This is a genomic window from Mesorhizobium sp. P170090 (assembly GCF_057786115.1).
The window spans coordinates 4739259-4752710 of the sequence record NZ_JBYNWH010000001.1 but is presented as its reverse complement, the minus strand read 5'-3'; the positions used below and the strand labels follow the sequence as shown (position 1 = coordinate 4752710).

At 62.6% G+C, this 13452-nt stretch carries 15 protein-coding genes; 9 read left to right on the top strand and 6 right to left on the bottom strand.

Annotation, left to right across the window (positions count from 1 at the left end):
• Positions 1-5 precede the first annotated feature (5 nt).
• From AC3EML_RS23105 to AC3EML_RS23085, 5 genes are all read right to left on the bottom strand, one after another.
• On the bottom strand, positions 6-512 hold the full coding sequence (locus tag AC3EML_RS23105; protein WP_352520568.1) for a GNAT family N-acetyltransferase: 507 nt from the start codon (positions 510-512) through the stop codon (positions 6-8).
• Positions 512-1267, bottom strand: coding sequence for a copper homeostasis protein CutC (locus AC3EML_RS23100; RefSeq protein WP_352520501.1), 756 nt, complete (start codon positions 1265-1267; stop codon positions 512-514). The genes AC3EML_RS23105 and AC3EML_RS23100 overlap by 1 nt, the downstream gene beginning before the upstream one ends.
• A gap of 124 nt (positions 1268-1391) precedes the next feature.
• Positions 1392-1826, bottom strand: coding sequence for a cupin domain-containing protein (locus AC3EML_RS23095; RefSeq protein ID WP_023823039.1), 435 nt, complete (start codon positions 1824-1826; stop codon positions 1392-1394).
• A 77-nt stretch (positions 1827-1903) separates the two neighbouring features.
• Positions 1904-2290 (bottom strand): hypothetical protein, encoded by a 387-nt coding sequence (locus AC3EML_RS23090; protein WP_023730737.1) that lies wholly within the window; start codon positions 2288-2290, stop codon positions 1904-1906.
• Between the two features lie 64 nt (positions 2291-2354).
• On the bottom strand, positions 2355-2951 hold the full coding sequence (locus AC3EML_RS23085) for an alpha-ketoglutarate-dependent dioxygenase AlkB (RefSeq protein ID WP_023672616.1): 597 nt from the start codon (positions 2949-2951) through the stop codon (positions 2355-2357).
• 148 nt (positions 2952-3099) lie between these two features.
• Here AC3EML_RS23085 and AC3EML_RS23080 point away from each other — a divergent pair, with 148 nt between their 5' ends.
• The 9 genes from AC3EML_RS23080 (at position 3100) to apnL (ending at position 12562) form a co-directional block, all read left to right on the top strand.
• The gene (locus AC3EML_RS23080) at positions 3100-3327 is read left to right on the top strand and encodes a KTSC domain-containing protein (RefSeq protein ID WP_023691072.1); all 228 of its coding nucleotides are present in this window, start codon (positions 3100-3102) and stop codon (positions 3325-3327) included.
• A gap of 136 nt (positions 3328-3463) precedes the next feature.
• Positions 3464-3847, top strand: coding sequence for a hypothetical protein (locus tag AC3EML_RS23075; protein ID WP_352520500.1), 384 nt, complete (start codon positions 3464-3466; stop codon positions 3845-3847).
• A gap of 419 nt (positions 3848-4266) precedes the next feature.
• On the top strand, positions 4267-5094 hold the full coding sequence (locus tag AC3EML_RS23070) for a phosphogluconate dehydrogenase C-terminal domain-containing protein (protein ID WP_352520499.1): 828 nt from the start codon (positions 4267-4269) through the stop codon (positions 5092-5094).
• Between the two features lie 304 nt (positions 5095-5398).
• Complete coding sequence (locus AC3EML_RS23065) at positions 5399-6340, top strand: D-ribose ABC transporter substrate-binding protein (protein WP_023681704.1); 942 nt, start codon at positions 5399-5401, stop codon at positions 6338-6340.
• 95 nt (positions 6341-6435) lie between these two features.
• Positions 6436-7080, top strand: a complete 645-nt coding sequence (locus tag AC3EML_RS23060; RefSeq protein ID WP_352520498.1) for a DUF2291 family protein — start codon at positions 6436-6438, stop codon at positions 7078-7080.
• Positions 7077-8633 (top strand): sugar ABC transporter ATP-binding protein, encoded by a 1557-nt coding sequence (locus AC3EML_RS23055; RefSeq protein WP_352520497.1) that lies wholly within the window; start codon positions 7077-7079, stop codon positions 8631-8633. Before AC3EML_RS23060 ends, AC3EML_RS23055 begins: the two co-directional genes overlap by 4 nt.
• Complete coding sequence (locus AC3EML_RS23050) at positions 8626-9690, top strand: ABC transporter permease (RefSeq protein ID WP_023681701.1); 1065 nt, start codon at positions 8626-8628, stop codon at positions 9688-9690. Before AC3EML_RS23055 ends, AC3EML_RS23050 begins: the two co-directional genes overlap by 8 nt.
• A gap of 2 nt (positions 9691-9692) precedes the next feature.
• A complete protein-coding gene (locus AC3EML_RS23045; protein WP_023681700.1) occupies positions 9693-10727 on the top strand; it encodes a Gfo/Idh/MocA family protein in 1035 nt (344 codons plus the stop codon).
• Positions 10724-12562 (top strand): D-apionate lactonase, encoded by a 1839-nt coding sequence (gene apnL / locus AC3EML_RS23040; RefSeq protein ID WP_023725662.1) that lies wholly within the window; start codon positions 10724-10726, stop codon positions 12560-12562. The genes AC3EML_RS23045 and apnL overlap by 4 nt, the downstream gene beginning before the upstream one ends.
• A gap of 2 nt (positions 12563-12564) precedes the next feature.
• On the opposite strand, the gene AC3EML_RS23035 is transcribed toward apnL, so the two are convergent.
• On the bottom strand, positions 12565-13278 hold the full coding sequence (locus AC3EML_RS23035) for a transcriptional regulator NanR (protein ID WP_023672607.1): 714 nt from the start codon (positions 13276-13278) through the stop codon (positions 12565-12567).
• Between the last annotated feature and the right edge of the window lie 174 nt (positions 13279-13452).

The following is a 13452-nucleotide window of genomic DNA, read 5'->3' as shown; positions in this document are numbered from 1 at the left end:
ACCCATCAGCCGGCGATCTCCTTGAGGTAGTAGCGCACCGCCTTCTTGCCGCCATGGATCACCGCGTCGCCGACCTCGGCGAAGCCAAGCGCGGCATGGAAGGCGTCCGAAGCCGGATTGGGAGGTTCGGCATTCACCTCGCAGGTGACGATGCTGTGGCCCGCGCGGGCGACTTCCCCGAACAGATCCTCGTAGAGCCGGCGGGCATGGCCGCGGCCGCGCGCTTGCGCCGCGACGACGACGCGGTCGACATAGACGAAGCGTGGATAGCGCTCGCGGAACCAGAGGAAATTCGGGCTGTCGTAGGCCGCATTCTGGTCGAAGGTCATGATGAAGGCTTCGAGCGCGCCGATGCGCCTGACGTAAAACGCTTCGCCAAGCAGGAAAGACAGCCGTTCGGGCTCGAGCCATGACAGTTCGGCGGCGTGCTCATTGTTGAGTGCGAGGATGGCCGCTTCGTCCTGAGGCGAGACACGGCTGATCGGCGACGGCCCAGTCACGGCTTCGCTCATCATGCTCTGGCCGCCGCAATCGTCGCGGCAACCAGCGCCCCATCGGTGACTGTGGTGCGGTATTCGCGGTCCAGATCGCCGCCGCCCATGCCGACTTGCGGGTTGCGGTAGGCCATGGCGCTCGGTACGTCCTTGAGCGCGGCGAAATGCAGTTCCCTCAGCCCGGTTGATGCCAGCACCCCGGCGATGTTTTCGGGGTCCAGCGCGCCGCAGCCGAGGATGATGATGCGGCCGTCGGCCTGGCGGACGAGATCCGCCAACAGGCCGGCGCCTTCCACCGCGGTGTCCCTCTGGCCGCTGGTCAGCACGCGGCCGACCTTGCAGCGGATCAGCGCTTCCAGCGCCTCGGCCGGGTCGCGCGTCATGTCGAAGGCGCGGTGGCAGGTAACGGCGAGCTGACCGGCGGCATCGACCAGCGCGCCCATGCGGGTTTCATCGATGGTGCCGTCGGCATCGAGGCAACCGACAACGACGCCGGCGACGCCGAGGTCACGAAGCGCTGCGACATCGGCGAGCATCGAGCTGTATTCGGCCTCGCTGTAGAGGAAATCGCCGCCGCGCGGCCGCACGATGACATGGAAGGGAATGGTCGCGCTCTCGAGTGCGGCGCGCACCGTGCCGAGGCTGGGCGTGATGCCGCCTTCGACCAGGCTGGCGCAGAGCTCGACCCGGTCGGCGCCGGCGGCCTGCGCAGCCAGCAGTCCATCGATGCCTTCGACGCAGATTTCGATCAGGGGGCGAGCATTTCCGGCCAAGGGGCGATCCTTCATGATTGCATGACGGCCAGCCCTAGCATCGGCTCGGTTGGCGGGGAAGCCGGAACAGCCAGTCGCTGCTTGGGCCAGCCCGGCAACCCTGCCTAGGTCCGTAGCGAGAGATCTATTGTTTCTGCAGCACCGTGTTCTTGGCGCCTTGTTCGACCTGGTCGATGACCAGCAGCTTGACCGGGCCGTCGCCGATGTTGGTGGCCTGGTGCCACTGGCCGATCATCTCGATGATGAAATCGCCCGTCTTGTAGGTGTTGCTGTTGCCGGTCTCGACATTCGTCACTTTGAGTGTCCCGGCCTCGACATAGGCGTAGCGGGCAAACGGGTGCTTGTGCACCGGCAGAGTGGCGCCGACCGCAATGTCATAGGCTGAAACCAGGACCTGGACGTTTTTCTGCGGCAGCACGATCGGCTGGCCGGACGCCGTCTGGCTGCGATCGGCAAGCGGTGTGACGACAACCGGCGGGATGGTACTGTCCAGCGCCCGAGCGGGGTTTGCAGATAGCGCTGCCGCGAACAGCAGCATCGATGCCAGAATCTTTCGCATGGTTCCTCCAGGTTCTACCGCCACCGCGCGGCGCGACGCCAAACTTCTATCTCTCGTCAGTTACTGGAGACACAACGTCATCCGCCGGTGCCGTCGTCCATCATCGTATTCGTGAGCGCTTCATAGATGTTGCTGCATACCTGGGACCGCGGACAGTGTTTTACGATGAATACCGGCACGACAGTCAGTGCGGCGGCGATCAGGATTTGCAGGAAGAGAGGAGCAGGCTCGAAGCGTTTGCCAAACAAGGCTCGGCAAGCGAAGTAGAGACTTTGAGCCAGGCATGCCCAGACAAGGACATGCAACAGCGTGCTCGTTGCTCGGGCATAGGGCGTTATGTATCCGTCGGGAAAGCCGACCATGCCAAGGTCGACGAGCCACTGCAGAGCCAGAACGCAGGACAGGCATGCCCACAGAAAGAGCGCCACGCGGGTAACCAAAACTCTGCTGCGATCCACGCTCATGTGCGATCGAAGCACAACTGCGCTCGGTCTTCCAGAGCGGCTGCTGCGTGGCTTGGAGTGTGGCCTATTTCAGAGTGCGCAGCGTGATCGAATAGCGGTGCCCGGCGACCGGCGGAATGCTGTGCTCCCACTCGTGGCGCGCCGGGCCGTCAATGAGATAGACAGATCTCGGCTGAACCTCGATCGTCTTGCGATCCCATTTCGAGCCGTTTTTTCGGCGCAGCCGAAAGCTGCAGGGCGCCAGCAGCGAGACGCCGGCGACGAGATCGAAATGCGGCTTGTCGCGATGCCAACCTATGCCCGCGCCCGGCCGATACTCGTTGATGAGCACTTGCGCGAATTCCGTGGCCTGCCTGCCGGCAAAATCCGCGACCTTGTCGCGAAGCGGCAGCAGGAATTTCGGGATGGGCGGCGCTTCGACGACCTGGCGCCGGTCGTAGTCGTAGCGCCAGCCGAAGCCGGCGACCTGCCGGTTGGCAAGGTGGCCGTGGAAATCGAACGGCTTGAAGGACAGTTCATTGAGGTGACGGACCAGTTCCGCCTCTTCGTCCGTTGTGATCAGGCTAGGCCGGTAAGAAAATCCTTCCGGCAGCGTGTCGGCCGCGCCGAAGAGATCGCCCTGGCTGGCATACGCTGTTGTACTGGATTTCGTCTGTGCCATCTGACGGAGAGATAGGAAGCCTCGCCACCCGGGCAAGATTTTCGGCGTTGTGGTGCGCCTCCCTGTCGGAACCTCCGCATCGTTGCGGCATTACGCATGTTCGAAGCAGGATTTGGAGAAGATTTGGGGACGAAGCGGGATTTTCGACATGCCGTCCACTGCCATCCGCAATACCCACTACGACCCGTCGACGAAAATCCTCTCGGTCTGGTTCGTCCCGAGCGGAGCCCGCTACGACTACGAGGAGGTCGAGCCCGAGACCTACGCGGCGTTCCGCGCCGCCTTCTCGAAAGGGCAATTTTTCAACGAGTTCGTGCGCGATCGCTACCGGTTTCACCTGGTTGAAGAAGGGCGTCCGCGAGCAACCGGGTTCTGAAGGTGCGGTGATCCGTATAAGGTCGCGAACCCCAATTGCTTTTCAAATTGACTTGTTTCAACCTGCTTTGTGGGGACGGACAATGCCGTGGTCGAGATGGCCGTAACATTGGGGGAGGCAGCTTTTGAAATGCATATTGATTATACTCGGCGTGGTAGGTGTCCTGTCTTCCGCTGCGTCTGCAAAAGATAATCGACAACACATCGACCCTGCCTATCAAAAAAACATCAACTATCTGGCCGGGCTGTCCGACGCCCAGTTGAAATTGGTCGTAACATGGTCAGCTAACGTCATCGCCGTTACGACGCGATGCCCGGCGCTGCAGCTGACTCCAGACGGAAAATCCAAAATAACGGCGATATACATCTTGTACGATGTGCAAGATAAACACCTGATACCCAATCCCCCCGAATTCAAGAGAGCCATCAGGTTTTATGAAGGCGCTTACCGCACGGCGGCGCAACGCACTGACAGCTGTCGGGCGGAGAAAGCCAAGGACCCGGGAAGCTACGGTAAATAGTTGTCGGCATGATCGACTAGCAGTGATTTGGCTCGCCGGAACCCCGGCGAAGCGCGAATTCTCTATAGCCCCTTCGCCAAATCGCCGCGAGAACTCACGGCCCGAAAACGCGACCGGACCGCGCGGACGCGCTTCGCCTTGCTGGTGACGCCCCCACCGTCACTTCGCAACCGAGCCCCCGAGAAAATGGACCTAGAGGCTTCTAGCGCGGGCATCGATTGTCTGGAAAGGCAACGGCGCTCTGGCTTGGTTGAATTATCGGCCGCCACCGCGGAAATCGTGCGGACGGAAGCCAAACGGGCGCCCGTATAGCCGCTCATCAAAGCCCTGTTCAACTCCTCAATTCGTGGTAAGGTGATTATACCAGTTAATAACATGACGATCGGCGCGGCCGTCGTTTAATGCGGGAGTAGGGATAGATGACGACGATTGCGCTGTTCGGTGCCGGCGGCAAAATGGGTTACCGCCTGTCGACCAATTTTCGCGGATCGCCCTACACGGTACGCCATGTCGAGGTCAGCGAGGCCGGCCGCGAGCGGCTGAAGACCGGACTGGGCTTCGACGCGGTCAGTGCCGATGCGGCGCTCGACGGGGCGGATATCGTCATCCTGGCCGTTCCCGACACGCATATCGGCAAGGTGGCGGCTGATATCGAGAGCAAGCTCGCGCCTGGCACGATGGTGATAGTGCTCGACGCGGCCGCACCCTTCGCCGGCCATCTGCCCAACCGGCCGGACCTGACCTATTTCGTCACCCATCCCTGTCATCCGCCGATCTTCAACGACGAGACCGACATGGCGGCCAAGAAGGATTATTTTGGCGGCGTCATGGCCAAGCAGCATATGGTCAGCGCGCTGATGCAGGGGCCGGAAGCGGACTACGCCAAGGGCGAGGCGGTCGCAAAAATCATCTGGGCGCCGGTCATGCGCTCGCACCGTGTCACCGTCGAACAGATGGCGCTGCTGGAGCCCGGTCTATCGGAGACGGTGTGCGCGTCACTGCTTGTCGTCATGAAGGAAGCCGTCGACGAGGTCGTCGCGCGAGGCGTCGACCAACAGGCGGCGCTCGACTTCCTGCTCGGCCACATGAACGTGCTCGGCGCCGTGATTTTCGGCGAGACCAAGGGCGTATTCTCGGATGCCTGCAACAAGGCGATCGAATTCGGCAAGCCGGTGCTGATGCGCGACGACTGGAAGCGGGTGTTCGAGCCCGAAGAGATCGCCGCGAGCATTCGGCGCATTACCTGAGACAGGCCGAGTCGGGCGCTTGCCGGAGCGCCTCGATGGCTCGACACACCCGCCATGACGAACAGATGTTTTGCTCAGTGGGAACATGTCACCTCAATTAGTGATTGACTCATCATACCAGTTGGCTTAGCTGTTGATGGCTTGGGCAAGGGTTCGCGGGAAGTACGAAGCCTGGGCGAGTGGAGGGACGGCGGGGGAGCAGCGATCGTTTGGGAAGTGAACCGATCGGCGGCCCGCGTTGCGCGATGAATTCGAATGCAGAGGCCTTGATTTATCAAGGCAATTTTTCAAACGGGAGGACATCATGAAACTCACACGCAGAATGACACTTGCGGCGTTCGCCGGCATGCTGGCGCTTGGCACGGCGGTACCCGCCTATGCGGCCGACCTCATTGCCATCATCACGCCCTCGCACGACAATCCGTTCTTCAAGGCGGAAGCCGTCGGCGCCGAAGCCAAGGCCAAGGAACTCGGCTACGAAGCGCTTGTGCTCGTCCATGACGACGACGCCAACAAGCAATCCGAATTGATCGATACGGCGATCGGCCGCGGCGCCAAGGCGATCATCCTCGACAATGCCGGCGCCGACGCCACTGTCGCTGCCGTGCAGAAGGCCAAGGACGCGGGCGTGCCGTCGTTCCTGATCGATCGCGAGATCAACGCCACCGGCGTCGCCGTGGCTCAGATCGTCTCCAACAACTACCAGGGCGCCCAGCTCGGCGCGCAGGAGTTCGTCAAGCTGATGGGCGAGAAGGGCAATTTCGTCGAGCTGGTCGGCAAGGAATCCGACACCAATGCCGGCATTCGCTCGAAGGGCTATCATGACGTCATCGACGATTATCCGGATCTGAAGATGGTCGCCCAGCAATCGGCCAACTGGAGCCAGACGGAAGCCTATTCCAAGATGGAATCGATCCTGCAGGCCAACCCGGATATCAAGGGCGTCATCTCCGGCAACGACACCATGGCGATGGGCGCGTATGCGGCGCTGGTTGCGGCGAACCGCAAGGACGTCATCGTCGTTGGCTTCGACGGATCCAACGACGTGCGCGACTCCATCACCGCGGGCGGCATCAAGGCAACCGTCCTGCAGCCGGCCTATGCGCAGGCGCAGATGGCGGTCGAGCAGGCCAACGACTTCATCAAGAACAAGAAGTCGCCGGCCAAGGAAAAGCAGCTGATGGACTGCGTCTTGGTCAATGGTGACAATGCTGCCAAGCTGGAAACGTTTGCGCTGACCAACTGAGCCGGCGTGACATGAATAGCGAGGGGCGACCCAAGGGTCGTCCCTCGTCGCCATTTTCCGTGGGTGCCGACCACCATGCTGAACAACAAACCATCATGCTGAACAACAAGCCGAACTGGCCGATCCTTGTCGTTGCAGTCGGCATCAGCCTGACCGCCTGCAAGATCCTGCCGACGCCCTCGGGGGACAGCGGCAGCGCCGCCGCCTTCAATCCGGACAAGATGGTCGAGGAGATCTGGGCCGCGAAGGTCGTGCCTTACCTCCAGCAGAAGGCCGGGCCGTTTGCCGAGGTCCACGCTCTGGCGAAAACCGATCCTGCTTCCGCTGGCGCCAAATATGGCAATCCGAACAAGCAGGCGAATTCGCCATGGACCTTCGCGGTTCGCGTCGAGGGCAAGATCATCGCAGCCAACACGGCGTCACGCGCGGCAACGATGGATATCGATGTCGACGGCGACGGCAAGGCCGATGCGCGTGTGCAAATCGGACCGGCGATGCGGGGAACCGCGCTGCGCGACAGTCTCGATTTCATCCAGTTCAACGATTTTACCAATCAGATCGACTTTGCCCAGTTCGGCAAGGCGTTCAACGCCTATGCCGTCAAGGCCGTGCTTGCCAAACTGCCGCGTGACGCCCTGGAAGGCCGGACCGCCAAGGTTCTCGGTGCCTATACGCTCGAAAGCGGCCAGGACCTGCCGCTGGTGACGCCGGCGGAGGCAGAGATCGGGCCGAAGCCATGAGTGCCGCCGCCGCTCACGATGTCATCCTGAAGCTGGAAGACGTCTCGAAGGTCTATTCCGGCACCGTCGCGGTCAAGCGCGCGAATTTCGAGGTACGCAAGGGGGCGGTCAATGTGCTGGTCGGCGAAAACGGCGCCGGCAAATCGACGCTGATGAAGATTATCGCCGGCGTCGAACAGCCGACGCTCGGCCGGATCCTCCTGGAAGGGGAGGAGGTCTCCTTCTCGTCCTCGGGCGACGCGGTGAACCGCGGCATCGGCATGGTGTTCCAGGAGCTGAACCTGTTTGGCAATATGACCGTCGCCGAGAACATCTTCGCCACGCGCGAGATCACCAACCGGTTCCGCAAGATCGACCGCAAGGAGCAGGAGCGTCGCGCGGCGCAATTTCTCGAACGCCTGCAGGCCGGGATAAGGCCCGACATGCTGGTCGAGGATCTGCGCATCGGCCAGCAGCAGCTGGTCGAGATCGCCAAGGCGGTTTCGCTCGATGCGCGCATCCTGATCATGGACGAGCCGACCTCGGCGCTCAGTGCGGCGGAAGTCGAGATCCTGTTCAAGGTGATCGCCGACCTCAAGGCGCGCGGCGTGGCGATCGTCTACATCTCGCACCGGCTGGAAGAACTGATCCGCATCGGCGACTACATCACCGTGCTGCGCGATGGGCACATCACCGGCCAGGAGGGGATGAAAAACGTCGACACCCGGTGGATCGTGCGGCAGATGATCGGCTCCGACGCCAAGGATTTCGCCAAGGCCGACGGCCATGTTCCCGGCGAAGAGATATTCCGCGCCGAGGACATCTGCCTGCCGCGCGCGACCGGCGGGCTGGCGGTCGATCACGTCTCGCTGTCGCTGCGCGCCGGCGAGATTCTCGGCATATACGGCCTGATGGGCGCCGGGCGGAGCGAGCTGTTCGACTGCATCATGGGCCGCCATGGCCAGGCTACCGGCGCGATCTTCATCGCCGGCAAAAAGGTCAAGGAGCGCGACACGACGCGGCGTATCCGGCGCGGGCTGGCGCTGATCCCCGAAGACCGCCAACGCGAAGGGCTAGTCTCGATCCTGTCCGTCGCGAGCAATCTGACACTGGCCAGCCTGTCGCGTTTTGTCCGCCTGTTTCACATTCGCGGCGGCCACGAGAAGCAGGCGGTGACGCAGATGGTGCGGGAACTGGCGATCAAGGTCGCCGACCCGGCGCAGGAGGTCTCATCGCTGTCGGGCGGCAACCAGCAAAAGGTGGTGATCGGCAAGGCGCTGCTCACCGGGCCGAAGGTGCTGCTGATGGATGAGCCCAGCCGTGGCATCGATGTCGGCGCCAAGGCCGACGTCTTCCGCACCATGCGCAAACTATCGCGCGATGGGCTCGGTATTCTGTTCGCCACCTCGGATCTCGATGAGGTGATGGCGCTGTCCGATCGCATCGCGGTGATGAGCAATGGAAAACTGACGGGCATGTTCGATCGCTCCGAGGCGACGGAGGCAGCCCTTGTCGCCGCCTCGGCACTTGGCCACGGACCGACCCCGCACACGGAGAAAAGCGCCCATGACTGACATCCCGGCCAAGGCGGCTGTCTCCTCCGTCTCGAGCGGCTCGCTGCTGCTGACGCTGATGAAGGCGAGGACGTTCATCGCGCTGATCGCCGTCTTGATCTTCTTTTCGATCGCGGCGCCGAATTTCCTGTCGACCGCCAACCTGATCCTGATGTCGAAACATGTGGCGCTGAACGCCTTCCTCGCCATGGGCATGACCTTCGTCATCATCACCGGCGGCATCGACCTGTCGGTCGGCTCGATCGTCGGTCTGTGTGGCATGGTCGCCGGCTACCTCGTGCTGAACGGCATCGACCTGCAATTCGGCTACACCATCTATTTCAACGTCGTCGAGATCGCGCTGATCACGCTGGCGGTCGGCATATTGATCGGCGCTGTCAACGGACTGCTGATCACCAGGTTGAACGTCGCGCCGTTCATCGCCACGCTCGGCGTGCTCTATGTCGCGCGCGGCCTGGCGTTGCTGTCGTCGGACGGCCGCACCTTCCCCAACCTCGTCGGCAAGCCGGAGCTTGGCACCACCGGGTTTGGTTTCCTCGGCGCCGGGCGGCTGCTCGGCCTGCCGGTGGCGATCTGGATACTGATCGTCGTTGCGCTGGCGGCGGCCTACCTCGCCAAATACACCCCGCTCGGCCGCCACATCTTCGCCGTCGGCGGCAATGAACGGGCGTCGCGAATTTCGGGCGTTCGTGTCAACATGGTGAAAATGTTCGTCTACATGTTCTCCGGCTTCTGCGCGGCGATCGTCGGCCTGATCATCTCGTCCGAACTGATGGCCTCGCACCCGGCAACAGGCGAAAGTTTCGAGCTCAACGCCATTGCGGCGGCGGTGCTCGGCGGCACCTCGATGTCGGGTGGGCGCGGCACGATCGGCGGCACCATTGTCGGCGCCTTCGTCATCGGCATTCTTTCGGACGGGTTGGTGATGATGGGCGTGAGTTCCTTCTGGCAGATGGTGATCAAGGGCCTTGTCATCATCGTCGCCGTCGTCGTCGACCAAGCGCAGCGCCGGCTGCAGAGCCGGGTGACGCTGATGCAGATGGCAAAGGCAGGCTGAGCATGGCGGAGTTGCGGGGAGGGCTCATCGGCTGCGGCTTCTTTGCCATCAACCAGATGCATGCCTGGCGCGACATTGAAGGCGCCGCGATGGTCGCCATTTGCGACCGCGACCCGGAGCGGCTGCGCATCATCGGCGACCAGTTCGGCATTGCGAAGCGCTACACCGACGCGGCAGAGATGTTTGCAAGCGAAAGCCTCGACTTCGTCGATATCGCCACCACCGTTCCCAGCCATCGTCCGCTGGTCGAGATGGCGGCGCTGCACCGTGTGCCGGTGATTTGCCAAAAGCCGTTCGCGCCGACGCTTGCCGACGCCAAGGCGATGGTGAGGGCCTGCGTGGAAGCCGGCGTACCGCTGATGGTGCATGAGAATTTTCGCTGGCAGTCGGCGATCCAGGCGGTGCGTGCCGTGCTCGACAGCGGCGAGATCGGCACGCCGTTCTTCGGGCGCATCTCCTTCCGCTCTGCCTATGACGTGTTTTCCGGCCAGCCCTATCTCGCCAAGGGAAAGCGCTTCATCATCGAGGACCTCGGTATCCACAGTCTCGACATCGCCCGTTTTCTACTGGGCGACGTGTCGACGATCACGACGCGAACCGCGCGCATCAACCCCGGCATCGCGGGCGAAGATGTCGCGACGATGCTGATGGACCACAAGAGCGGGGCGACGTCAGTGGTCGACTGTAGCTACGCGACGAAGCTCGCCACCGAACCGTTTCCCGAAACGCTGATCGAGATCGACGGCAGCGACGGCACGATCCGCTTGGCGCAGGGATATCGGCTCACCGTCACCGGCAGGAGCGGCACGAAGATCACCGACGTTTCGCCGCCCGTACTCGCCTGGGCATCGCGCCCATGGCACAACATCCAGGAGAGCGTCGTCGCCATCCAGCAGCACTGGGTCGACTGCCTGGCAAAGGGAACCGAGCCGGCGACCTCGGGCGCCGACAACCTCAAGACATTCGCGCTGGTCGAGGCGGCCTATCTGGGCGCCGCGAGCCACGAACCTGTCCACCTGGATGGCTTGCTGACATGACAGCCGACGCCTTCCTCCTCTACGGTACGCATGCCGTCGAGGCGGAGCCGGTCAGGCTGAATGCCGGTCTGCTCAGCGCCGACTTTGTCAACGGCAACCTGCGCACCATCCGTTACGGTGGCATCGAAGTGTTGCGCGCCATCGCCTACATCGTGCGCGACCGCGACTGGGGCACCTATGAACCGGCGCTGACGGACCTTGCCGTCGATCAGGACGCCGACAGCTTCTCCGTCAGCTACTCCGCAACTTGCTTAGCGCCGGGCGGAAGCCGGCTAGACTTTCGCGCTACGATCAAGGGCTCCGCCAACGGTAACCTGGTGTTCGACGTCTGCGCGGTCCCTGAAAGCGATTTCGAGACCAACCGTTGCGGTTTCTGCATCCTGCATCCGATCGCCGGCCTCGCCGGCAGTGCGGTGACGGTCGAGCATACCGACGGCAGCGTGGTGGCGACGAAACTGCCGCTGTTGATCGATCCCTGGCAGCCTTTCAAGGATTTGCGCGCGATCACCCATGAGGTCCGGCCGGGCATCACTGCCGAATGCCGGATGGAGGGCGACACTTTCGAGATGGAGGACCAGCGTAACTGGTCGGACGCGTCCTACAAGACCTATGTGCGGCCACTGGCGCTGCCTTGGCCCTATGTGCTGCCGGCCGGCCAAACTGTAAGCCAGACGGTTAGGCTTCGCATCACCGGCGAGGGGGGAATGCCGGCCGCAGCATCTGCCGCCGAACCGGTCAGCGTCGAACTCGGCGAGACCGGGCAGAGGCTGCCGGATCTCGGCGTGATCATCTACCCGGATGAGGTCGAAGCAGCGCTCGCAAATCTTTCGACATTGACCGAGCTCGGCCCGCAGCAACTTGTCTTCCACTACGATCCGACGCGCGGCCACGGTCTCGAAGCATTGCAGTCTTATGCAAGGCTCACCGCCGCCTATCCGGTGCAGACGACGCTGGAATGCGTCGTTGCCTGCGCGGGCGACCTCGATGCCGAGCTGTCAGGCGTTGCCGACATGGTGCGTCAAGCCGGGTTGAAGCTTTCGGCCATTGCCGTCTCGCCTTCGGTTGACCGGCAGTCGACACCGCCGGGCAGTGCGTGGCCGGACTGTCCGCCGCTCGAAGACGTCTATGACGCGGCGCGGCGCGCCTTTCCCGATATCCGGCTTGGTGGCGGCATGTTCAGCTATTTCACCGAGCTCAACCGCAAGCGCGTGCCGGGGGGCCTGCTCGATTTCGTCACCCACTGCACGTGCCCGATCGTGCACGCTGCCGACGATCTCAGCGTCATGCAGTCGCTGGAGGCGCTGCCCTTCATCACCGCGTCGACGCGGGCGATCTTCGGGGCAAAGCCCTACCGCATCGGTCCGTCGACGCTCGCCATGCGCCAGAACCCCTATGGCGGCGCGACCAAGGGCAATCCCGGGGGACAGCGCATCGCCATGGCCGATCGCGACCCTCGTCATGCCGGCCTGTTCGCTGCCGCATGGACGATCGGCTATGCCGCGCGTGTCGCGCCGGCCGGGCTGGAACTGCTCACGCTGTCCGGCTTCGCCGGGCCCTTCGGCGTGCTCGCAGCATCCGGCGAACCCGTCGCGGAAGGATCGCCTCGGCCGATCTTCGATGCCATCAAGGGGCTTTGCGAACTGGCCGGCCTTACGTATGTGGCGACGAAAACGAGCGACGAGACCAAGGTGCTGGCGCTGGCCGGCCGCTCCGCTTCGGGCAAGACCGTGGCGTGGCTGGCGAACCTGACGGCGGACGACGTGACGGTCGACATCTCAGCGCTTGGCCGAGGCCAACTGGTGATGACCCCTTACGCGATCACGCGGATCAGCTGAAATCAGTTGCCGGAGTTCATCACATAAAGCGCGCGCGAGCGCTCGAGGTGCTTGATCATCGCCTTCTCGGCGCCGTCGGCATCCTTCTTCTCGATGCGGCCGATGATCTCTTCATGCTCGGTCAGCGTGAACTGTTCCTTGCCGGTCCAGATCAGCATTTCGGTGTGATATTCCTTCAGCCAACCGAGCATCGCCTCGCTGACGGCGATATAGATCGGGTTGCCTGAAATGGCCGCGATCTGGGTGTGAAACTTCATGTCGGCTGAAATGAAAGCCTCGGAATCGCCGCGAAAGCCACGCTGTTCGGCAATTGTGGCCCGCAGCTGCTCAACGTCCTCGGCAGTGGCGTTTTCGGCGGCTTCCCTGACCATACCGCGCTCGAAGAAGATGCGCGCCGTTTTCAGGTGTTCCAACGTGTCCTTCGACGACGACAGGATGATCTTGGCTGCGCCATCGACCTGCTTGATGATCGACTTGGCGGTCAGCTGCAGCACCTTGGCGCGTTCCCCATGCGAGATCGCGACGAGGCCCATATTGCTCAGCGCCTGCATCGCCTCGCGGATCGCGGGACGGCCGACCTCGAAGCGCTCCATCAACTCGCGCTCCGACGGCATGTCGTCGCCCGGCGTCAATTCTCCGCTGGTGATCAGGCGCTTCAGCCGCAAAAACACTTCGTCGGAAAGTTTGCGCCGGACGATCGGCTCCGAACGGTTCATCGTCGCGAATCACTCCCTTGACCTGTGTCTATCTAGCACTGCCACCGCGATTTTCGGAACGCCTGTCTGACCGCTCGACCGTACCCCGCCAGACAGGATATCACTTGCAAAGCTTATGTACTCATTATACCAGGTTTCGACGATCAAGGAACTCTTTTCGAACCCCCTGCGGCC

Excerpts from the sequence above, each read along its gene's own strand:
- AC3EML_RS23105 (WP_352520568.1), bottom strand. The coding sequence starts at position 512 with ATGAGCGAAGCCGTGACTGGGCCGTCGCCGATCAGCCGTGTCTCGCCT.
- AC3EML_RS23095 (WP_023823039.1), bottom strand. The coding sequence starts at position 1,826 with ATGCGAAAGATTCTGGCATCGATGCTGCTGTTCGCGGCAGCGCTATCT.
- AC3EML_RS23090 (WP_023730737.1), bottom strand. The coding sequence starts at position 2,290 with ATGAGCGTGGATCGCAGCAGAGTTTTGGTTACCCGCGTGGCGCTCTTT.
- AC3EML_RS23085 (WP_023672616.1), bottom strand. The coding sequence starts at position 2,951 with ATGGCACAGACGAAATCCAGTACAACAGCGTATGCCAGCCAGGGCGAT.
- AC3EML_RS23080 (WP_023691072.1), top strand. The coding sequence starts at position 3,100 with ATGCCGTCCACTGCCATCCGCAATACCCACTACGACCCGTCGACGAAA.
- AC3EML_RS23070 (WP_352520499.1), top strand. The coding sequence starts at position 4,267 with ATGACGACGATTGCGCTGTTCGGTGCCGGCGGCAAAATGGGTTACCGC.
- AC3EML_RS23065 (WP_023681704.1), top strand. The coding sequence starts at position 5,399 with ATGAAACTCACACGCAGAATGACACTTGCGGCGTTCGCCGGCATGCTG.
- AC3EML_RS23060 (WP_352520498.1), top strand. The coding sequence starts at position 6,436 with ATGCTGAACAACAAGCCGAACTGGCCGATCCTTGTCGTTGCAGTCGGC.
- AC3EML_RS23055 (WP_352520497.1), top strand. The coding sequence starts at position 7,077 with ATGAGTGCCGCCGCCGCTCACGATGTCATCCTGAAGCTGGAAGACGTC.
- AC3EML_RS23050 (WP_023681701.1), top strand. The coding sequence starts at position 8,626 with ATGACTGACATCCCGGCCAAGGCGGCTGTCTCCTCCGTCTCGAGCGGC.
- AC3EML_RS23045 (WP_023681700.1), top strand. The coding sequence starts at position 9,693 with ATGGCGGAGTTGCGGGGAGGGCTCATCGGCTGCGGCTTCTTTGCCATC.
- apnL (WP_023725662.1), top strand. The coding sequence starts at position 10,724 with ATGACAGCCGACGCCTTCCTCCTCTACGGTACGCATGCCGTCGAGGCG.
- AC3EML_RS23035 (WP_023672607.1), bottom strand. The coding sequence starts at position 13,278 with ATGAACCGTTCGGAGCCGATCGTCCGGCGCAAACTTTCCGACGAAGTG.